Annotated in this window: 15 protein-coding genes; 6 read left to right on the forward strand and 9 right to left on the reverse strand. The window is 43.2% G+C overall.

What is annotated here, in order from left to right; translation table 11 throughout:
- Window positions 1-9: 9 nt before the first annotated feature.
- A complete protein-coding gene (locus MgSA37_RS18845) occupies window positions 10-855 on the forward strand; it encodes an NAD-dependent epimerase/dehydratase family protein (RefSeq protein WP_096354095.1) in 846 nt (281 codons plus the stop codon).
- Window positions 856-1251: 396 nt separating this feature from the next.
- On the opposite strand, the gene MgSA37_RS18855 is transcribed toward MgSA37_RS18845, so the two are convergent.
- Window positions 1252-1617 (reverse strand): nuclear transport factor 2 family protein, encoded by a 366-nt coding sequence (locus tag MgSA37_RS18855; protein ID WP_157750642.1) that lies wholly within the window; start codon window positions 1615-1617, stop codon window positions 1252-1254.
- A gap of 99 nt (window positions 1618-1716) precedes the next feature.
- Here MgSA37_RS18855 and MgSA37_RS18860 point away from each other — a divergent pair, with 99 nt between their 5' ends.
- From MgSA37_RS18860 to MgSA37_RS18875, 4 genes are all read left to right on the forward strand, one after another.
- The gene (locus MgSA37_RS18860; protein ID WP_096354101.1) at window positions 1717-2631 is read left to right on the forward strand and encodes an AraC family transcriptional regulator; all 915 of its coding nucleotides are present in this window, start codon (window positions 1717-1719) and stop codon (window positions 2629-2631) included.
- A gap of 353 nt (window positions 2632-2984) precedes the next feature.
- A complete protein-coding gene (locus tag MgSA37_RS18865) occupies window positions 2985-3860 on the forward strand; it encodes an alpha/beta fold hydrolase (protein ID WP_096354102.1) in 876 nt (291 codons plus the stop codon).
- Window positions 3861-3955: 95 nt separating this feature from the next.
- Window positions 3956-4549, forward strand: a complete 594-nt coding sequence (locus MgSA37_RS18870) for a dihydrofolate reductase family protein (protein WP_096354104.1) — start codon at window positions 3956-3958, stop codon at window positions 4547-4549.
- 289 nt (window positions 4550-4838) lie between these two features.
- Window positions 4839-5903, forward strand: coding sequence for an acyltransferase family protein (locus tag MgSA37_RS18875; RefSeq protein WP_262497485.1), 1065 nt, complete (start codon window positions 4839-4841; stop codon window positions 5901-5903).
- A 256-nt stretch (window positions 5904-6159) separates the two neighbouring features.
- Here MgSA37_RS18875 and MgSA37_RS18880 read toward each other — a convergent pair whose 3' ends face one another.
- The 5 genes from MgSA37_RS18880 to MgSA37_RS18905 form a co-directional block, all read right to left on the reverse strand.
- Window positions 6160-6786, reverse strand: a complete 627-nt coding sequence (locus tag MgSA37_RS18880) for a response regulator (protein WP_096354107.1) — start codon at window positions 6784-6786, stop codon at window positions 6160-6162.
- Between the two features lie 54 nt (window positions 6787-6840).
- A complete protein-coding gene (locus tag MgSA37_RS18885) occupies window positions 6841-9207 on the reverse strand; it encodes a sensor histidine kinase (RefSeq protein ID WP_096354109.1) in 2367 nt (788 codons plus the stop codon).
- Window positions 9192-9884, reverse strand: a complete 693-nt coding sequence (locus MgSA37_RS18890) for a ligand-binding sensor domain-containing protein (RefSeq protein ID WP_096354110.1) — start codon at window positions 9882-9884, stop codon at window positions 9192-9194. The genes MgSA37_RS18885 and MgSA37_RS18890 overlap by 16 nt, the downstream gene beginning before the upstream one ends.
- A 133-nt stretch (window positions 9885-10017) precedes the next feature.
- On the reverse strand, window positions 10018-11064 hold the full coding sequence (locus MgSA37_RS18895) for an endo-1,4-beta-xylanase (protein WP_232010681.1): 1047 nt from the start codon (window positions 11062-11064) through the stop codon (window positions 10018-10020).
- 803 nt (window positions 11065-11867) lie between these two features.
- Window positions 11868-15998 carry an NACHT domain-containing protein gene (locus MgSA37_RS18905; protein WP_096354115.1) on the reverse strand — a complete coding sequence of 1377 codons (4131 nt, stop codon included), beginning with the start codon at window positions 15996-15998 and terminating at the stop codon, window positions 11868-11870.
- Between the two features lie 589 nt (window positions 15999-16587).
- On the opposite strand from MgSA37_RS18905, the gene MgSA37_RS18910 reads away from it, so the two are divergent.
- A complete protein-coding gene (locus MgSA37_RS18910) occupies window positions 16588-17922 on the forward strand; it encodes an IS4 family transposase (protein WP_096353864.1) in 1335 nt (444 codons plus the stop codon).
- Window positions 17923-18189: 267 nt separating this feature from the next.
- Here MgSA37_RS18910 and MgSA37_RS18915 read toward each other — a convergent pair whose 3' ends face one another.
- From MgSA37_RS18915 to MgSA37_RS18925, 3 genes are all read right to left on the reverse strand, one after another.
- A complete protein-coding gene (locus tag MgSA37_RS18915) occupies window positions 18190-19866 on the reverse strand; it encodes a sodium:solute symporter family transporter (protein WP_096354117.1) in 1677 nt (558 codons plus the stop codon).
- 154 nt (window positions 19867-20020) lie between these two features.
- Complete coding sequence (xylA, locus tag MgSA37_RS18920) at window positions 20021-21346, reverse strand: xylose isomerase (protein ID WP_096354118.1); 1326 nt, start codon at window positions 21344-21346, stop codon at window positions 20021-20023.
- A 96-nt stretch (window positions 21347-21442) separates the two neighbouring features.
- Window positions 21443-22915, reverse strand: a complete 1473-nt coding sequence (locus MgSA37_RS18925) for a xylulokinase (RefSeq protein ID WP_096354120.1) — start codon at window positions 22913-22915, stop codon at window positions 21443-21445.
- Window positions 22916-23065 lie beyond the last annotated feature (150 nt).

Genomic DNA, 23065 nt, shown 5'->3' on the forward strand with positions numbered 1-23065 from the left:
CTTTGGGTTATGAAAATATTAGTTACCGGGGCTACCGGCAAGGTCGGTAGCCGCTTTGTTCCCCGTTTATTGGCCAAAGGCTATGACGTGCGTATTTTGGTTCGTGATGCCTCCAAGGCAACCGTGTTAGCGACACTGGGCGCCGAGGTGGTGACAGGCGATCTTTTTAATGCCGCCAGTTTAACGCCCGCGTTAGCGGACATAGACGCGGTAATCCATTTGGCGGCGTTGTTCCGCACGTTTACCGATAACGAAGGGATCATCAAGACCAACCATGAGGGTTCGGTAGCCCTTGCCGATGCGGCAGTTGCCGCGGGCGTGAAACGCTTTATTTTTGTCAGCACCAGCAATGTATACGGGTCCGGCTACGGGCACCCGGCGAAGGAGGACGACCCCGTGAATATGAATGACCCGAGACCCTATGCGTCCAGCAAGATTGCGGCCGAGCAGGAACTGTTAAAAAAAGAGATGGATGTGCGCATATTGCGTTTGGGCTTTGTTTATGGGGATAAGGACCCGCATATCGAAGAGATCATCCCGCTGCTTAAAAAAATGAAGCGCCATTCAGGTTCGCGCATGCACATGGTGCACCATTTGGATGTGACCCAGGCCCTGATCATGCTACTGGAACGGGACGGCCTGAACGGGGAAATCTTTAATATCGCCGATGATGCGCCGATCACCTTATATGAACTTGCCGATTCAGTGGGAAAGGCGGGCGATACCTTCGATGAGGTGGAAGCGCCGCTGGCCGATCCGTTTGAGGGCCTTACAGATATTTCCAAACTGCGCAAGGCCGGATTCCGGCTGCTCGTGCCCAGTTATTATGTGGCACGCGACCTGGATATTTTATAACCGCAGTGAAGGCCCATCATTCTCCTTTGGAATGTCCATGATCACAACAGCAAAGCACGATATCAGTTGTACTTTGTTATTGGAACAGGTTTTGGGCCGTCTCCGCTTCAATTACTTGAGAATGCAGATTTACAACGGAGGCCAAACGATTGAACCCTCCAAACCCGGCAATTTCCTTGTCCCGAGACGAGGCACGAATCAACTCATATATAGCGGTTAATTTATGCATTTCTTCTAAAAAGCAGCTCGAGTTAGTCCGATTGGGGCTACCTCTTTCTAAGTCAAAAGTCTTTAGTCGTAAGTCTGAAGGCTTTTTTCGTTTAAAGCTTTGGCAGATCGTCGGGCTCATACCCGCCAAAAGGCGGGCATAGGCTCGATTCCTGCAACCAAATTGGGCTAATAAAAAAAGGTTTCGGATATGATCTTATCATCCTTTACGCCAAAAACGGCAATTTCTGCCACTTGTAACCTCTGCCCGGTTTTTAAGGTCATGTCCCTACCCATGGCCAGGCTAAAATAGTTGCCGCCAACCACCGGTTCGCTGCAAAAGAAGCTGTGTACTTCTGCAATAATCTCTTGTCTGGCTTTTGACTTTGCTAAAACCGCTTCAATACCCCTGGTTATGGTAGGTACGCCCATTGAGAGGGCATGTTCTGGTTCGGTACAAATAATATCGGCGCTATAAAGGCTTTGATAAATTTCTGCTACTTGTCTTTGTTGAAAAAGATCAAAGTAACGATTGGCTAGTTCTTGAGTTGTCATTTTCATTGATTATTTATTTATACAAAGCTACCATGCTGTTAAATACTTAAAGTATTAAAAAGTGTTATATATTTGCTTAATCGTATCAATTTTATTAAAATGGACGCTTTAAGCACCGTATTAGAGGCAACCCGGCTGAGAAGTGTTGTTTACAACAAGTTCCCCTTTGCAGCCCCATGGGGATTAGATGTTGTTAAGGACGAAAATTCGCAATTCTGGCGATTGGTGAGTGGTAGTTGTACGGTTGGCTCGCCTGATGGCCGTATCATTGAATTGGCGGAGGGCGATCTGGTATTTGTACCTCACGGAAGCGCCCATTGGATAGCTGATAAATCTACAAGCTTACGCATGCCATCGCCCGAATTTGTTAAGGCCCGCAGGGCGGGGATAGAGGTTTTTAAAGGCAATGGCGATGTAACCATCCTTATAGCGGGCCATTTTGAATTTGCTTACCAACCCCTGCACCCTTTTTTAAAGGATTTGCCGCCAATAATCCATATCAAGCAATATGTAACAGAAAACCAGCTATTGTTAAAGCAGGTTGCTGAATTAATGCTGGAAGAACTCAATAACGAACGGCCGGGAAGCGGGGTAATGCTGAAATGCTTGTCTGAAATAATGTTTGTCAGTATCATCAGGGCATATTTAGAACAGGCTGTGCCTGACCATGGTTTTCTTTCCGCATTAAACGACGCAAGGATCAGTAAGGCGTTGAAGCTGATACAGGACTCCCCTCAAAACGATTGGACGCTGGAATCTCTTTCATCGGAGATTGGCATGTCACGTTCCGTTTTCTTTAATCAGTTTAAAAAATTATTACGTGAAACACCGCTGAGCTATCTTACTAATTGGCGCATTGGACAAGCCCAAAAGCTATTATTGACTGATAACAGCAATATATCAGAAATTGCAGCAAACGTTGGTTATCAGTCGGAAGCGGCTTTTAACCGGATATTTAAATCAAAAACGGGGCAAACTCCCGCCGTATACAGAAGAACTCATTTATTGTCTTAGGATACACCATTGCCGATGTTGCCCAATTAAAAGAGTATCAACAACCGAATGAACTCATCTGCGTAACGTACTGGAGCAAATTATAAGCGGATTGGTTAACCTGAAGACTCTAATCCACCCAAAGGCGGAAAATAGGTTCGGGTCCTGTTCCGGCAAATGGCAATTGAAAACCTCAGGTCAAAAGCCCTGGTTTTTTTCTTACCCTAATCGCTATTTAAGCGAATGCAGGCAGCCGCAATTTTTCTTCGGGGTTATTTGTCCCAATCTACCCCTTATTTTGTCACGCTTACCCGGCGTAAAATCCTTGAAATGCGCCGATCTTTGTAAAGACAAATAAATTAAAATAACCTATTATGAAAAGTGAAACCAAGGGATCTGATTCCCTCAAACCGGCATTAATAATTGCTCTTCTGTTTTTTACTGTGTTTCAATCTAAAGGACAACAAAGTAAACCTGCTGAAAGTGGCTACGCGCCTGTTAATGGCATTAAAGTTTATTACGAAGTATATGGCGAGGGTAAGCCCCTGGTTTTGCTGCATGGTGCTTTTATGAACATTGCGATGAACTGGGGGCAATTAATACCTGAATTGTCGAAAACAAGAAAAGTAATTGCCATTGAAATGCAGGGACATGGGCACACGCAGTATTCTGATAGAAAATTAGACCTGCCTGATATGGCAAGCGACGTAGAAGGCGTAATGAATTATTTAAAAGTTGACAGTGCTGATATTGTAGGATACAGCATGGGGGGCTCCGTAGCTTACCAATTGATCATACAAAGCCCTAAACGGGTAAACAAATTAGTGATCATTTCATCTACTTATAAAAGTACCGGCTGGCTGCCCCAGGTAACCAATGCGTTTAAAGTAATGAAGCCGGAATTATTTGCCAATTCGCCCATGAAAGCGGCATACGATGCGATAGCGCCGGATAAAACAAAATGGACAAAGTTTACAGAACAGATGTTTGCTTTTGTTGCCTCGCCATTCGACATGGGTGACAGTAATATTGCAAAAATCACTTCGCCGGTATTGATCATTTCTGGCGACAATGATGGCCTGGATAAAATTGAGTTGGCGAAAACATATCAATTGCTGGGAGGCGGTATATCTGCTGATATGGCACCGATGCCAAAATCGCATTTGGCCATTGTTCCTTCGCAAGGGCATGTAAGCCTGATGATGCAGACGAAAATCCTATTAGATTACCTGGAAGACTTTTTAAAGTAAACATGATGGTATCTGGCATTAAAAAGATGCTTCCATAAATATTTTCGAATTATTAAAAAAATAAACAACGAGGCAACAATTTCAATTAAGCCCATATGAGAAAGATAATCGTTTTGGAATTTATAACATTAGATGGAGTAATGCAGGCACCCGGCGGACCTGAAGAAGATACGTCAGGCGGTTTTAAATATGGAGGTTGGAGTGCCCCTTACGGTGATGAAGTTAGCGGTAAGGTGATGCAAAAACAGATGGCGCCTGCGGATCTCCTGCTGGGCAGAAAAACATTTGAGATTTTCGCCTCCTACTGGCCAGCACACGCCGACTATTGGCCGGGGATAAATGAGGTCACAAAATATGTGATATCCAACACAATGAAAGAGTCGCCATGGGAAAACTCAGTATTCCTTACAAGCGTGGCAGATATCGAAAAGCTCAAAAATTCCGAAGGTTCTGACATCAAAGTATGGGGCAGCGGCGAGCTCACTCAATTGCTATTGCAGCATGATCTGGTGGACGAACTTTGGCTCAAAATCTACCCGGTGACGCTTGGTGAAGGGAAAAAGCTGTTTGATAATGGCACCATGCCGGCAGCATTTAAATTAACCGAGAGCCTTGTTACACCTGGTGGTGTTATTGTTGCCAATTACGCTCGTGCCGGAAATGTTAAAACAGGTACTATAGGAGCTTAAGAGAAATATTCGCTAAACGCGTCAAATCCTCAAAAAAGCGGTTCAACTTTAGTCCTGCTCCTACTATGTCAAAAGTCCTTAGTAATTAGGCTGAAGCATTTTTCCGTCTATAGCAATTAGTTGCTCGCCGGGCCGATTATAGCCACAAAGAGGTTTGACATTATTTAAATTACATTAAGTTTGCTAAAAAGAATTATTCTTTGGTAAATTATTAGCTACACTAAAAAAATAAATAAACCTGGCACAAATACACACAACACGACCAATAAAACCTATCGGCGCTAATGAAATAAAGAGTTTAACGGGTATCCGCGGCCTGGCTGCCGTTTATGTTATTATTTTCCATTGGTATGTAGTGCTATTCCATAAAAAACCGCAGCTAATTAATCATTATTTGTCGGTTCTTATTGGTCATGGCTATCTTTCCGTCGATCTGTTTTTTGTGCTGAGCGGCTTTTTATTAAGTTTAACATCATCAGCCAGCTTTAATAATCACCTGTTTATACATGACTATAAAGCGTTTATGTATAAACGGTTTTGCAGGATCTTTCCTTTATATATCGTTGCAACACTATTGTATTTTTTTCTTTTTCATTTTGGAGAAGTTGAAAGCCTTATTGTTAATTTAACTTTATTACAAGGGGTCTTTTCTTTCTCAAACAATTCCCTGATTTCGCCAGGCTGGTCATTAACTAATGAATGGGTTATTTATTTTTTCTTACCATTAGCGTTTTATTTGACATGGAAAATCAGAAACAAAGCCTGGATCCTAATATTGTCATCAATTACAATATTTATAGCGATAAGTATTTTCAGGAACGATTTTTTAAACTGGGGTAATTCTTATTCATTACAAAAAATTCATGGGTTTAACCCGGTAATTTTATTTACCCGGGGTCCGTCAAGTTTTTTACGAACTATTGCAGACTATCTGTTAGGTATTTTCGCCTATTTAAGTTTCGAAAGAATAAAAAAACGAGCTGTGCTTTTAAAATACTCAGCCATCCCTTTAGTTGTTTTTCTGTTTTTTAAAAAGACGGATATTTTGATAATACTTTTAATGCCCTTTTTTATGGTTCACATAACAGAAAGAAATGTTATCAATCGATTTTTATCAAGCAAAGTAGTTTACTTTTTAGGCCTCATCTCCTATTCGTTATATGTAAATCACTTTCTATTTATTGATACCTATGATAAAATATCAAAATCATTCGGCCTTAACACCAATAACTACCTTATTATCAGCGCTTGCTACGTAGCTACAGGAACACTGATTTTTAGCACCATCACTTATTATGCAATAGAAAAACCGGCCCTAAAATATTTAAAAAAAATGGGGGAACGCTTTATTTAAAATTTGTAAACCGGCTGAGCCCCAAATATTCACTTTGGGGTTACCTTTTTCTAAGTCAAAGGTCTGTAGTCGCAAGGCTAAAGATTTTTTTTTCATTTGACGCAGCTGATATCCATCTAACAGGAGACATTATCTCTCCCCAAGTTTCGGCCCTACCGTTACTTTTAAAACAAAAAAATCGTGTAAGGCTGGCATATTACCGGGATTGACCGATCCTCGTTATGCGTAAACAAAGAATGGTACCGGAGACGTTATCCTAGATAAGTTTTTCGTTCAGCGCTTTTGCTATTGCTTCTTTACCGCAATTGACGTGGAGTTTCAGATAAATTTTCTTCAGGTGGGAACGCACTGTATCGAAAGCCATATTTAATGCGTCTGCTATCACTTTAATGCTGTTCCCTTTTACCAAAAGCTGTAATACTTCTGTCTCCCGGTCGGTTAAATTGTATAAGTTATCAGTTTTTTGCTGAAAGGAGTTGAGCACCTTTCGGGCAATATTTGGCGACATTGGCGCGCCCCCATTCAATACTTCCTGTATCGCATCAAACAAACGGGCCGGAGGGGTTTTTTTTAACAAATACCCGTTTGCGCCCGCGCAAAGACACTGAAATAACCTTTCATCGTCTTCAAAAACGGTGTACATGATCACAGCAGTGTCTGGCCGGGTTTGTTTAACCATTGCCACCCCTGATATACCCGTTTTGCCGGGCATATCAATATCCATCAGTACCACATCAGGGGCAAGTTCTTCTATAATTTCCACCGCCTGGTTACAATTGTTATAATCGCCGGTTACTGTATATTCAGGGTCGCTGTTTAACAGGTAGGCTAAAGATTCCCTCAAGCGATCGTTATCCTCAAATAAAACTATACTTACCGGCATGTATGCTAAATTACAGTTTAGTATTTAATAGCCTATCACTCATTTGAGTGATTATTATGTAATGGGGACGATGATAGTGACAACAGTTCCTTTATTTGCGACCGATAAAACTGTCAAACTTCCCCTCCATTTTGCCACCCTTGTTTTCATGTTTTTCAGTCCGTTACGTACCGAAGGTTTAGCTGTATCAAAGCCACGACCGTTATCGCTTATGATCATTTGAAAAAAATGCTGATCGGTCTTCATGTTTATCTCCACACTTGAAGCCTCTGCATGCTTGTAGATATTATTAACAGCTTCCTTAAAAACAAGATAAATATCCTTTCGCTTTTCCATGTGCAGTTTCCTTTGTGAAAGTTTTTCATCGACATGCACGTGGTATGCAATATTTGCCCCTTCAAATATCTCTGCGGCATATCTTCGCATCCGCGCAGTTATCTCATCAAAACTGTCATTAAGGGAATTTATGCTCCATACGATATCATCTAACGATTGATTTGAAGTATTTACTTCCTCTGTTATCCTTTTTAAAAAGCTTTTCGCCTTATCTGGCTCATTGAGATTTGCCCGGCTGAGTTCGGTTAGAATATTGATATTGCTCAGGGTCGAACCGATATCATCATGCAGATCTGTAGCAATGCTGTTACGGATAGATTGCAGATGCATCAGCTGCCTTATCCGGTTTAAGTATAATAAATAGATCACTCCTGCAACAAGCATAACAACCGAAATGATAAAAATCCAGCTTTTGTAATAAGGTGTGTCTACCGAAAATAGTAACGTCGCCTCATTTCTGCTCATCGTCCCGTCTGACAATTGCGCCCTTACCCTGAAAGTGTATTTACCTGATAAAAGATTGGAAAATGTTATCTGCCTGGTACTGCCTGCGGCAATCCAATTTTTACTTAATTCGTTCAGCCGGTAAAAATATTTATTTTGCGGGCCATCTACCAGGTTTACAGCACTGTACGCAATACTGATATTATTGTCGTTAGCGGGAAGGTTGATCGTGGTGGCCGGATTTAAATTATCGCCTGAAGAGGTAACAGCCGTAATCAAAATCTTAGGTGATCCACGCGGTTGCAACCACTCATCCGGGTTAAGGCTGTTAAATGTGTGGCGGGTATTAAAATAGATCTTATTTGCAGCGGAATCGAACTTTACATTAATCACCGGCTCATCTGACAATTGAAAATAACCGCTGAATGAAAAAAAACGAGCTTTACGAAGGTCCATACAATTCAACCCATTTTTTGTCCCTATCCACAAATGATAATTATTGTCGGCTGTAAGGCTATAAATGGTATTGGATGACAAGCCCCCCGGCATATCATATTTTTGGACGCTGTGTGTCAAAATATCAAATTTTACCAAGCCGGAATTGGTGCCCAGCCATACTTTTCCTTTATGGTCGGCGTATAATGAATTGATTACGCCGTTATCAAAATCCGTATTATATAATGGCGGAAAAATGGTAAACCTGCCTGTTTTCCTCTCCCATTTTACCAGGCCGCGGCCTTCAACGCCCCCCATCCACAAATCGCCGTATTCATCCTCCGCAATAGTGACCGGGAACCGTATCGGCAAATTATTTTCATTATTGGTTTTTGAATAGATCTTTAAGTTGTGATCTTTCAAATTATAAGCTGCCAGCCCTCCCCCAAAACCGAGCCCCATCCAAAGGGTATTTTCCTTATCAGTAAATTGGGTTACTATGGGGTAGCTTTCAATCAATTTAGCATTTCCGGGCCAATTTACCAGTTTCAATTGCCTTGTATCTTCTTTCCACTCATATACGCCTTTTTGCGTGCCTATCCAGTAAGTATCCCTGCCCGCCGCTCTTACATTCCAGGTAATGTTAAGTTCGCTGTTATTTTTCCAGGAGATCGACCTCCAGGGTTCATCTATTTGTTTGGTATAAAACACCCCACCACCGGTAGTTGACAGAAAGATCTTTTTATTGACCATAAAAATCCCCGCCAGGTCAATTCCGCGATGATCAGCCGTATATTCCGGCAATACTGATGTGGTAACTGCTTTTGCTATTAAGCTAAATTTATATAGCCCGTTTAAGGTACCTATCCAAAGGTTGTTTTCGTTATCATACAAGGCGCAGATAACGTGTGCATCAGGCAATAAAACATTGCTGCTCAGCCCCTGTCTCGCAAAAGCCGAGGGATCGCTGTTCCAGTTTACTAATCCGCCGTCGCTCAGGGTGCAGCCCGCAAGGCGGTTATTTATCAGGCTTATATGGCTGTTAAAATAGATTTGACCTTTGCCCGGCATATGATTAAAGGAAGCCCCGGAGATCCGGCCGGAGCCTGAATTAAAAAAGAAAACACTATCTACCAAATGCTTAACAAACCAGGCATTGCCCTGGTAATCAAATGCAATGTCCCTCACGTTTAAATTATCAAGCATCGCCAGGGGAAAATCTTTTTTTGATTTAACGGAATGATTTTGCCATCAGCAGGTGTATAGATATAATATTGAGGCCTTTTGGCGTGTAACAACCTGAAAAGCACGTTTCCATCGGGTAGTGGTACGATACTTTCAACAAATAACACCCCTGCTACCCCTATTTCCTGTTCACTTAGCCCCCTGGTAACCTGCAGCACCCGGAGATGTTGATCAAGTTTATAAAGGCAGGTTTGGGAGGCGGCCCAAATATTGTTACCCTTATCAATTTTAACCATCGTAAAATTATTTTCAAAAGGGAACATTTTTGCAGAAGCCGGAACGAGCAGGTTTGTAAAGGTATTTGCCCGGGTATTGAACAGGCACAAACCTGTTGTGGTGGCAACCAATAACCTGTGCCCCGGCAATTTTTGCAATGATTTAATGTCGTTCCCGGGCAACGAGGGATTGGTTTTTGAATGGTAGAAATTCTTAAATTCCACCCCATCATACCTGCTCAGGCCATTATTGGTTCCGATCCATAAAAAACCGTCATCATCCTGGCAAATTGAATTAATGGTAGCATCGGGCAGGCCGTCTTTTACCGAGATATAGGCAGGCTTAATATTATCCAGTTTTTGTGACCTTACCGGAAGCAGCAAGCTATTGAGCAGCAAAAACAATATCAGTTGGCGGTACATGTATTCAAAATACCTAAAGATATAATATTCCGCGCATTCTTTTACAGATGTTAAAATATTCACCTGTTACCCACTCAATAGCACCCCGAAGGGGAATCAACCAAAAAAGCTTATACAAGTTATGGGTTAATCTTTAAAAATCAACCACTTTCCACCAGGCCTTTTTGGGCTGAAGTTTTTGATCGAACAGCAAAGGATAGTTTTTTCTCCCATGTACCGGGTAGTTATCGAGCCAGGTGTTCCGGTCAGAGATATTCCAAAAAGTAACCCCGGTTATTACCTCCCTGTATTGGCGAAATATTTTAAATACTTCAGCATATTTTTCAATTTGCTTTCTCTCCAGGTCAGCTGTATAGACTTCCGATTCCCCCGGCCGCAGCGAACGCTGGTTTTTTTCCCAGGGATAGATGGAGATATCCAGTTCCGTTACCTGGACCTTCAACCCGAGCGACGCAAACTTTTTGATCGTTTCAACCAGGTCTTTTTGACCGGGTTCATAAACCGACCAATGCGCCTGGATGCCAACCCCATTAACGGCTACCCCGGCATCAACCAATTGTTTCAGCAGGCGGTAAACACGTTCTCGTTTTTCGGGGCGTTCGGTATTGTAATCGTTATAAAATAGCATGGCGTTGGGGTCGGCCTCATGCGCATATTCAAATGCTTTGGTTATAAAATCATCACCGCAGATCTGGTACCACAGCGAATTCCGTAAAAACTTGGTACTGTCGTCATCAATGGCTTCGTTTACAACATCCCAGGCATATATTTTCCCTTTATAGCGGTTTACAACCGTAGTAATATGATCTTTTAATCTTTTCAGCAACACCTCTTTGGTCACCAGGTTACCCAAACTATCTTTAAACAGCCATGTGGGGGCTTGCTCATGCCAGCAAAGGTTATGTCCCCGTACCTTTAAACCATGTGCCTGCGCAAATGCCACGATAGAATCCGCATCTTTCCAGTTATAGCGGTTTTCCTCCGGGTGAATAGGCCCCATTTTCATGGCATTCTCCGGCGTAAGGCTGTTAAATTGACTGAGTATTAGCGCAACTTCTCCCGGGTCCTTTAAATCTGCAGCCGAAACTGCAACGCCAACGGGGAAATAGTTTTTATAATAATATTTTAACCCTTTTGGCTGCCCCGGCTGCGCTTTTAGCTGCAGTACAGCAGCTAACATAATTATTAAAAAACACCCCTCCCTTTTTATCATAAAAATTACGCTTTTAAAATATTAACCGGTAAAATAATGGTTCACAATTCCACAATGCCATTGAGTCAACAGCCTTATGCAATCGATTACAAACATAATTTAAAATAAACACACCATGATGCCCAAAAAACCCACAACAGCAATAATAACAGGCTATTTACGCAAGCGTTCCACTTTTGCACACGGAACACGCGGAACGCTGTGAAACACGCTCATTATCAGCATGTTTCACTATTTTAAAAATTACGCCGTTTATCTAATCGATTGATAATCAACCATATCGAAATTGCCATTTTTTAGCACATCTGTGTAAATTACTGATAATCAATTGTTTCATATTTCAGGACGATACAATTTTACTGATAAATCCTGATTTGAGTTTACACTTGGGAGAAAAGCGCGGGTTATCTTTCTATAGTCCTTGCTCCCAACCATGCATATTTAACATGAAATATACATGGTAAAGAACGCCAAAATTCCCCACGCTACCGCAAGCCTCCCGGCTTGTGGTCCGCGTTCAGGTAATCAGCTTTTGCGGGTGAGCCAAATCAATAGCATATCAACCTTCGCGATAATGGAATTTGTAGTTATGGCTTATGCATTAAAACTACAAAATTCTGTTTTAATGCATAAGGCTCAACAACGGGAATACGGGCCACCTGTCGGCAGGCGGCATATCGGCGGGCCACCCCGATAAATCGGGGCGGCAGCGAAGGGAGAAAAAACGTTTGCGACGGCGTGGGGCTGCGGTGGTGCGAGAATAAGCCTTGTTACTCCATAATTTGATTGAACAACCTTTTAATGACTCTGTCGCTTATTATGACCAGGTCCGACTGCCGGTATCTCTCCGTCATTTGTTCGGCATGCCAGCCCAAATGCCCTGCTTTTTTAGGGTGGGTTACACCCAACTGAATGGCGCACTGGTTCATGAAAGTGGTCGTTATTTCCAAGTCGGCCTCGCTTTTTGCAGCAAACCCATTTAAAATTTCCAGCAACAAATATTTTGGCGAATGATGGAACCGCATTTGTTCAGAGGCATCGTCGAGAATAATTGGCATTAATGGGCTTAATTGTTCCAATCCCCAGACTGTTGGCACGTTCCAAACAGCGATATTACCCTGGATGTCGAAAGGCGCTAATTGTCCCGGCTTAAGATGCGCTACGATATAAGAAAAGCCCTCCTGATTACCTAGTTGGGCGAGGCGCCTGGCCGCTTCCATTTTACGCTCCGCCGAAGTATCTCCGGCATTCAGGCAAAACAACAACCGCGCTGTTACCGCATCTGGGTAACTTTCACCAAGTAACTTAACCATGTGAAGAAACAGATAGCTATTCAGGTCCGTAATACTTTCCAATACTGGCAACAAGTCAGCCTGCGAACCACCTAAATCGAGATAGAGATTCACAAAGTCGTCGTCATGCCGGGTAGGTGAATTTTCGTCCAATATGTAAGTGAGGATAAATGGAAGTGCCTCCCGAATGCGCAACACACGGCAAAATTCCAGGTGTGTTCCGATCACCTTTGCATCACTTAGCCCATTTTGGAGATTGGCTAATATTTTTTCTTTTATTAATTGCGGGTAATCCTTGAAATATTCCAGTAACAATGCGGTAACGGAGTTGCGCTTGTTAACTTCTGCGAAGTGCATCCCATTGAAGCCTTCCGAATTCATCCTGATAAATTCCAGCAATACCGTGTCGGGTGTCTCGAACTGATATTTTTCCCATATTTTCAGGAATTGCACCGCCTGCCGCCTGTCCCGCAGCGGGCTGTTGGCGTTAACTGCTGGGAATGGAAAAGTGATCACAGCCTCCTTATAATAAGCATCGAGATGTTCCCTTATAATATCAGGGAAATAGTTGACAAGGTAACTTTTCATTAGTTTATCGATTCGCCAGGTCAGAAACCACTGTTTATCGCCCAAGGCCTGTAGGCATCGCTCCAATTCGATCCCATTTTCGTCGTCTGCCTGCTCCGACAGAAACCAGCATACCAAGTCAGAGTTAACCTCCAGCAACGGCTTATCTGAATCATATCGTTCATGTAACTCCTCTGTGCTGATGATGGTCTTTCCAAAATGTTCATATAGCTTAATAATCCCTTCCCGAAAAGCATCCGGAGAACTTATATAATAAAGGTCATTCTGCCGTTTGCGCTGCTCAGCCTCACGGTACAGCAAAGCCTTCGGGTCTGGCTCATTTTTAAAGTCGAACAAAACTACGCCCAACTGCTCCAGTTGCTCCGCTTCCTGTTGGTGGCCGCTATAATAAAAGCCACTTCCAAAAACAGCAAATTGTCTGCGGTCAATATATCCCTCTTCGACTGCATAAAGGATGTCCTCAAAGCAGCTAGCACGGAGTGCACCGCTAAAAGCATATCTCTGCTGCGCAGTTTTATCCGACAGTAGTGCGATTCTTAACCCCAATGAAAACGTATTGGTTTTGTCCAAAAACTCCACCATTTCGTTTGCTTCCCGGTCAAAGTTGTGTCTGCCGGTAAAGATCAGGTAAGCGACAACCGGGAAAATAATCGCAGTATCGGTTTGATAGATTTCTGCGCAAGCTGTGGCCAAGTTATGGTAAAACTCCTTGATCGTATCGTTATTATGCCGAAAGAACCGTTGGAACGGTTCACTTTGAACGAGATGAAACAACTGGCGTATACGCCTGGGTTCGCGTGTATCCAAAACCAATTCAAGCAATCTTCGTTCCGAGCCAAAATGCGAAGTCGATTGATTATGGGCATAAAGTACATCAAAGCCTTCCAGCAAAAAATTATAATACAGGTCTACAAGTTCAAGCCGTGAAAAATACCGATACAAACCTTGGCGAAATTCATGCATTTCCAGGAGACTTCTTCTTTGAAGCAATTCCGTTAAAAATAAGTCGTCGCCCATCTGGTAATGGGCCAGCGCCTCCAGCAGCAGTCGGCACAACCCCGATTCGTTTTCGATTAATAGCTGCCGCTTGGCTATAACTGAATAACGCCCTGCCTGTGTGTTGGTCAGTTGTAGGTAACGAAGCGTGCGACAGGCTACGATTTTGACAATTACTGGGGTATCAGCCGCTAGCACACCGATTAATTCGTTCACTACCGCATCGCTGTTGCCTGCGAAGGTCGCAAGGTTGGATTCATCTATGGCTACTAGTCTTGCCTGATGCCGGTTTGCCCTTTGTAAAATCTTTTGCAATACCTCCAACCGAAAAGCCGGACTGAACTTACTACCCTCGCTCAATGCCAATAACTCGATGTTATCTGCTTCAATGACCGCAATTAATTGTTGCCTTTCTGTATTGTTTTCCGGTAACAGAGAGAGATAGGTCGCCAGTGTTTGGATCCATTTTTTACTAACTTTTCGAATATTTTGCCCAACCGTTATCAAGCAGATGATCGTTGCTACATCAAAGTTAAGCAACGCCAATGCCGCCAATTGTTCCTGGAAAAAAGCATTCATAAAAGACCATTGATTTCTGCGGATGTTCAGTATCGAACTATGCGCCAGCAGGTCAATATCTACCTGTGAAAAAAAATCCTGGAGCGTTTCATCCAGGCAGGCGTTCACCCCTTTGATTTGTAATAGGAGCGCTAGTTGCTGCAATAACTTTTTGTAATGAACACTAAACTTATCCAAGCTGAGTCCTGCCCGTATTTTCCGGCTGGCAGATAGCTGAAGTGATTCGTCAACGAATCGTCTGGCGACGTCTATTTTCGTTTTTGGAACTTCACGGGAAGCATCGCGGAACCAACTGACGAGATGGATCAGGTAAAAAGGTGTCGTTAGTAGATCCCCGATTCCCAGTCCGTTCATCTTTGAATAAAATGTCATCGCAGCAGCGCGGCTGTTTAGTTGCGCTTCCAGATAGGCGAAAAGCTGGCCATGATGCAGGTCCATTAGCTCATAAAAGCCAAATCCCGGTAATTCCTCTGGCAAATGTTGATAGGCATAGAATAATTTGCGGCAGGAAAAGGCGACTCGGACTGCAGGATGATCTCGGCTGAAATCCCGAATATGTCCGACTACGGTATTGAACTGTTCTGTGGGAACCTCGTCGAGGCCGTCGATCAGCACGATGATGTCCTTCGCAGGAACGCTCAGCCAACTGGCATAATAATCCTCTAGCAAACGCGCAATTGGCAGTACCGAGCAAAACTTCAGGTCCAATGGTAGCGGAGCTAACCCAATACCCAGTTCCGAAAGCTCCCAGGCGGTTTGGCGGAATAAGCTACTTTTACCTTCGTAAGCTTCGGCTACCAGGCAAATCTTCTGCTGTGTTCCGGATACCGACAGTAAGGCGGTCAGGGTCAGAACCGAACGGGGTTTATCCCCAAAGTCCCAGGATTGATCCGCTGGACCATCAGCCAGCGGCTGGATATGTCGGGCAATAAAATTCGGGCACGATGTTAGTTCCGGTAGCTGAAAAGCCGGCTGTAAACAGTGTACTTTAGCTTCTGTCTTGCCAAAATATTTTTCAACGAGCCGGTATTGAAATTTAAGCATATCTTCTATACGGGTCACATCCCATACATCGAAAGCCAGTCCATTTTGCGTTCTTAGTAAGATCTTCTGCTGATTAATCCATTGTTGTATTTTTTGATTTTGCAGGTCAGCGGTTGTAGTCAGAATAAAGATGTCAGCAGTTGCGGCAAAAGTGCCGTTCAAAAAAACACTCAGAGCTTTTTTCAATTGTGCTAGAGATAGTTCGCTATGCTTGTTTTGGATACAGGTATGCCTACCCGTGGATTGCACAAAAGACAACAGATCAATACCCGCCTGGAAATGTCCTTGGCGTAAAAATTCTTCCACGGCAGGGTCTCCAGACTGTTCTCTGTAAAGAAACAAACTGATTTTCTGAAAATTCTTCCAATCGACTTTTGGCCAAGAAAGTGCTGTTTGGTTCATGGGTTAAAGATAAGGGAAGATAAGGATGTTTCGTAGCTGGGGGGTATCATTTTAATGCCAACACTCTCACAAGAATCGGCAAAAGGCCCTCATCTTCGCCTTCCCGTGCGCCGCCGACAGGTAATGAGGCAGGATATTTTTGCATTACTACTCCCGAACTGTTAAACTACCGCACGGCCACTCGCTACATACCCCGGCCAGCGGAGCAATTTGCGAGAAAACCCGGATGGAATTAACTTAGCGCCCCAGACCCCATCGGGGTCAAATATTGGTAGAAAAAAAGTCAGCCTGAAATTTCGTTCCGTAGGTCAATGTCATTAAGTTAAGCGGACAATGGCGATCATAAACGCGCTCCGTTGACTCACCCGGACGTTGCTACGCTCGTCCGCCCTCTCTTTCGCTACGCGATAAAGAGGGCAAAAAAAAAGAAACTCTCTTAACTTAATGACATTGGCCGTAGGTCAATGTCATTAAGTTAAGCGATACTCAATTGACTCACATGTTATTAAGTTAGGAAAAAGACAAGCAAAAAAGGATTGCAGCAAGTAGTTTTGAATCGACTAAAACACAAAACACTACTACAACCCTAATGGCCAAGACCGAGATAAAAATAGGAATAAAAATTATTTCCGAACTAAAAAGCTTTGTTTCATTGATAGTACATAATGAAGCTCTACTGAATAATTTCCGAAGATCTCCTGAAGACTTCACTCGAAATAGAAAATTACCTTTTGAACGGCTTGTTTTATTGATAGTTAAGCTTTGCAAAAAGACGCTTAGCATAGAGTTGGAAAAGTTTTTTGAGGAGTTAGGTGCCCCCAATACCTGCTCGGTAAGTGCTTTTACCCAACAACGCATAAAGCTAAAACCATCCTTCTTTTGTCTCTGGAACAGGGTTCTTTGCAGCAGTTTTTACTGTTATGCGGGGTCGGATATAAGGCAATGGAAAGCCTTACGAGTTATTGCAGCAGATGGTTCTAATGTAAGCTTAATAAACACTCCGGTGCTCAACGGCCATTTTGGTGGTGCAAGTAATCAGAATTGCAATTTTGTACAGGCTAAAACATTTTACCACTACGACGTGCTCAATCAGCTTGTTCTTTATTCTAAAATAGCGCCTTATCGTTATGGAGAAGTGCCAATGGCCTACGATGCAACAGAAGAATTGGAGGAAGATATGCTGGCTATTTACGACAGAAATTTTTGCAGTTACAAAATGTTCGCCTTACATCTTTGGGCCGAGAAGGAAATTAAATTCGTCATCAGGGGAAAGGATAATCATAGTATGGTACAGGAATTTGTAGCGAGAGGTAAACAAACAGAAGTTATTCATCTATCACCAGGGAAAGCGGCCATAGAAGGATTAAAAGAAAGCGGATTCATCATCACCAGGCAGACATTGCTAAAAGTGAGGCTAGTACGGGTTGAGCTTGAAAAAACAATAGAAGTACTAGTGACAAACTTATGGGCAGAAGACGGTTTTCCCAATAGCGACTTCAAAAAGCTTTACTTCTTGAGATGGGGGGTAGAGACGAATATATCCATTCAAAAGAATATCCTTCAACTAGAAGCTTTCAGCGGATTAACGGTTGAATCCGTTGAACAGGACTTCTATGCTACCGTTTTTACTGCAAATCTACATTCAGTTTTGATAAAAGATGCTCAACAATCAATAGACGAAAACTCAAAAAGTAGAAAATATCCTATGAAAGTTAATAGAAATAAGTCAATCGGTAAGCTTAAGATCAACCTTATCTCTCTTTTTACAGATAATGACGTTGGTCGTATCCTGAATATATTACACGCTCATTTTATAAGAGATATATTACCGGTGAGACCCAACAGATCCTATGAACGAGTCAGGAAAAACAAACAATCTAAAAGCAAACATAGGACGTTTTCAAACTTTAAACCATCTTACTAAATCCTTAACTTAATGACATTGGCCGTAGGTACGAAACCTATACGCCATGCATTAGCGCCGATGCCGCTTCAATAGTTGCGTACCGATGGCACGCTTTTCATGTGTTGTTTATTTTCTACAAATGTTTTGCACCTAACGGCGCAAGGGAAATAATATCGTCTCGCCTCTCTACAAATCCCCACCCCAACTCCGGTATATCGCCTATGCATAAAAAAAAGCAGCGATGATTTTAACCTATCGCTGCTTTTTTTGAACTTATTTTTCTGCCTACCAGAAAACAGTATAAAGCGCTACAAGGATACCGATGATAATAAGCGCACCCACGGCAAAGCCGTTGGTAGTGCGGAACATTTTGGCATCAACTTCCAGGCCGTTGGTTGTTTTGCCCCTCGCATGATCTATCAAACTGATAACGATCATCCCGACGATACAAATTACAAAAACAAAACCCATCCGGTCGAGAAAAGGGATCTCGTATAAATGGCTGTCTGCGTTTTTATAGGAAAAACCAGAATGTGCCAGGGATGACAGATCGGTCAGCTTCGGTAAAAATTTAAAGAAAACCGAGAAGATAAACCCACCGATGGTTGCAAACATGGCGGCATTGGATGATGCTTTTTTCCAGAAGAACCCCAAAATGAACATCGCAAAAATACCGGGCGATACAAAGCCGGTATATTCCTGTATAAACTGGAATCCGCCTTTTTTATCAATGCCCAGGAATGGTGAAATAACTACCCCCAGGATCATCGCTACCACCACCGTAATTTTGCCCACTTTTACCAGGTTAGTTTCGGAGGCATCGGGCCTGATCTTCTTTTTGTAAATATCCAATGTAAAAATGGTAGCGATGCTATTGGCCTTTCCGGCTAACGACGCTACAACGGCAGCGGTTAGGGCTGCAAAAGCAAGTCCCTTAATGCCCGCCGGCAACAGGTTTAATAAAACCGGGTAGGCATTATCATGATTACTTGAAATACTGCCCGCCATATCGGTATTAAATACGTTTTCCTTGTATAACACAAAAGCCGCAATACCTGGTAATACTACGATTAGCGGCATTAAAAGCTTTAAAAATGCCGCAAACAGGATGCCGCCGCGAGCCGTCGGCAAGTCAGCCCCAAGCGCGCGCTGCGTGATATACTGGTTGCATCCCCAATAATTCAGGTTTACAATCCACATACCGCCAATTAATACGGTTAAGCCGGGTAAGTCACCGTAACTCGCATTATCCTTCTTCAGGATCATATGGAAATGGTCGTGAAATTTCGAGTACATGATAGACAGCCCACTGCCTATGCCGCTCTGCCCGTAATGTGTTGCAACAAGGTTAACGGCGATGTAGGTGGTTACCAGGCCGCCTAAAATTAAAAAGAATACCTGTATAACATCGGTATAACCAATTACCTTCATGCCACCCAGCGTAATAACGATGGCAAATACCGCCAGCAAGCCGATACATACATTAAAATTAACCCCTGATATCCCGTGGATGGCAATGGCCCCAAGGTAAAGTATCGACGTTAAATTTACGATCACGTACAGCAGCAGCCAAAACACTGCCATAATCATGGCAACGGTGCTGTTGTACCGCTGGTGCAAAAATTGCGGCATCGTGAAGATCTTGTTTTTAAGATAAACCGGGATAAAAAATACCGCCACAATGATCAGCGTCAGCGCGGCCATCCACTCATAGGTGGAGATGGCCAATCCCATGGTAAAACCGTTACTGCTCATTGCCACCATCTGCTCGGCAGAGATATTGGAGGCGATAAGAGAGGCACCGATGGCCCACCAGGTAAGCGACCCTTCTGCTAAAAAGTAATCTTTAGATTTAGAAACATCGGATTTTTTTTTACGACGATATACCGTTAAGCCGTAAGTAGCGACAATGACAAAGTATATAAAAAATACCAGGTAATCACCGTAAGATAATTGTCTCATAGTTTATTATTCGTTTAAATGTTGGTTTGACAATTATAGTCATTTTTTTGGAAAAGTTGATTAAGATGAATTGGTTGATTAAATTTTAATTTATTTTCGATCATTTTAACCTAATCAACCAATTCATCTTAATCAACTCAATCAACTAAACCGACTAAATATACCTGTTGATTAAATTTTCGATATACTCCTGTTTGCCGCTGATGGTTGCCGGCTCGCCGTTTTCAATGGCGTAGGCCCTTAAGTCTTCCAGCGTCAGTTTACCTTCTTCAAAAGCCTTTCCTTTGCCGGTATCGAAAGAGGCATACCTGTCTTTACGCAGTTTTAAGTATTCAGATTTTTGGAGGATGTTATCGGCAGTAACCAACGCCCTGGCAAAGATGTCCATACCGCCAACGTGGGCATAAAACAAATCAGCCGGATCGGTTGAGTTGCGGCGGATCTTGGCATCAAAATTAATACCGCCACCTGCAAAACCGCCTGCTTCCAGGATGATCATCATGATTTCGGTTACTTCGTTGATATCATTCGGAAACTGGTCGGTATCCCATCCGTTTTGTGTGTCGCCCCTATTTGCATCAATGGAACCTAACAAACCTGCACCCGCAGCTACCTGTAGCTCATGCTGGAAAGTATGGCCGGCCAATGTAGCATGGTTCACCTCAAGGTTCAGTTTAAAATCGTTGATCAGGTCGTATTTTTGCAAAAAGCCTAATACGGTAGCTGCATCATAATCATACTGGTGTTTGGTTGGCTCGCATGGTTTTGGTTCGATAAAGAAAGTACCTTTAAACCCTTGTTTGCGGGCATAGTCTTTTGCGGTATGCAAAAATTTGGCCAGGTGTTCCTGTTCGCGTTTCATGTCAGTATTCAATAATGACATATAGCCTTCCCGACCACCCCAGAACACATAGTTTTCGCCGCCCAGGGCTATGGTTGCATCCAGGGCTGCCTTTACCTGCGCGCCGGCATGGCTCAGCACCTGGAAATCAGGGTTGGTTGCCGCGCCGTTCATATACCTGCGATGGCTGAACAGGTTGGCTGTTCCCCACAATAATTTTACCCCGCTGGCGGCTTGTTTTTGTTTGGCATATTCAACCAAAGCCTGCAGGCGGCGGTCGTTTTCATTAACGTCATTGGTGTAATCTACCACATCCACATCATGGAAGCAGTAATAATGCATGCCCATTTTAGTGATGAATTCAAAGGCTGCGTCCATTTTGTCTTTTGCCCGTTCAACGGCATCGGCTTTTTCATTCCATGGGAACAAATGGGTTGGTTCGCCAAATGGATCGGCGCCGCTACCGCAGAAAGAATGCCAGTATGCGCAGGCAAAACGCAAATGGTCTTTCATGGTTTTGCCGGCCACTACTCTATTCTCGTCGTACCAGCGGAATGCCAGCGGGTTATCTGATTGTGCTCCTTCGAATTTTACCTGGCCTATGCCTTTAAAAAATTCCTTTTCTCCTGTTATTATCATAATTATTGAATTAGTGATTTATTGAATTAGTGATTGCCTGTCCGTTCAGACTTACGAAGTTTTAGAAACTTCGTAAGTCTTTGGTAACGATTATTTTTATAGTTGTTTTTGCAGTAAAGTTTTCCATTCATGGTAAGCGGGTTCCAGGCTTTTGCCGGAGGGTTGCACCAGTTCAACCGGGTGCATATGTTCAAATGCCTGTTTAGGGGATGAAAAGATATTTGCACCAATACCTGCGCCAAGGGCAGCCCCAACGCTGCCGTCGTTTTTGTATAGTTCGACAGGCACGCCGGTTATATTAACGAAGGTTTCTGTAAATAACTCACTCAAAAACAAGTTATTTTTTCCTGCCCTGATCACTGTCGGGTTCATTCCATTTTCGCGCATAATATCCAGGCCATAGCGGAATGCAAATGCGATACCTTCCTGTACAGCCCTGATCATATGCGCCTGGGTGTGGATATTCAGGTCGATGTTACTAAATTGAGCCCCTACGATTTTATTGCTGAGCATCCGTTCAGCGCCGTTGCCGAACGGCAATACTAAAAGGCCGTTGCTGCCAGCCTGGGCTTCTGCTCCCTTGCTGTTCATCTGCAAATAACTTTCTGATCCGCCGATAATATTCTTCAACCAGCGGTACATGCTGCCTACACCATTGATACACAGGAGCACGCCCAACCGTTTTTGGGTTTCCGTATAATTTACGTGGGCAAAAGTATTTACCCGTGATTGCTGGTCGTATGCCAGTTGATCACTAACCCCGTAGATAACACCCGATGTACCTGCCGTTGCAGCCACTTCGCCCGGGTTAAGTACATTTAAAGAAAGTGCGTTATTGGGCTGATCACCGGCTTTGTAGGTAACAGGTATGCCCGGTTTTAAATTAAGTTTTTGAGCTATGGAAGGCGTCAGGCCGCCATGTGCCGAAAATACCGGCTGAATGGCAGGAAACAAGGCTTCGTCAAAACCAAAATAGTCGATAAGATCTTTTGACAATCGATTGTTTAAAAAGTCGTAAAATATCCCTTCAGACAAAGAAGAAACAGAGGTAGAAACTTCTCCGGTTAGCCGCATGGCAATAAAGTCGCCGGGCAGCATAAATTTATCAATACGATCATAAACCTCCGGCTCATTTTCCTTTACCCAGGCCAGTTTTGATGCAGTGAAATTGCCGGGTGAATTAAGCAGGTGCGAAAGACAATGCTCCTCCCCGATGGCGCCAAAAGCCTTATTGCCTGTTTCTACCGCGCGGCTGTCGCACCAGATAATACTGTCGCGTAACACCTGCTGGTTTTTATCCACCAAAACCAAACCATGCATCTGGTAGGCTATGCCTATCGCCGCAATGTCCAAAGGATCATAAAGCCCTTTGTTATTGCAAATTACAATAGCTTTTTGAACATGTTCCCACCACATTTCCGGAGATTGCTCTGCCCAGCCAGGATGGAGTACGGTGATGGGCGATTCAATATCCGGGTATTGCGCCGAAGCGACCACCTTTTGCGTAGCAGCATCAACAACCGACGCCTTAATGGATGAAGTTCCTAAATCAATTCCTAATAATAACATCTTTAAATTGGTTTATAAGTAGATTCAAGCGTCAGGAACCGGGAGTCAAGAGGAAGAAAATGGAAGCGTTTTTCTGCGCTGTCAACCTTTTAAAGATTAATTATTTCAATAAAATCCTGGCTCTTGATTCCTGGCTCCTGGTTCTTTCTT

The organism is Mucilaginibacter gotjawali (genome assembly GCF_002355435.1).
Lineage (GTDB): Bacteria > Bacteroidota > Bacteroidia > Sphingobacteriales > Sphingobacteriaceae > Mucilaginibacter > Mucilaginibacter gotjawali.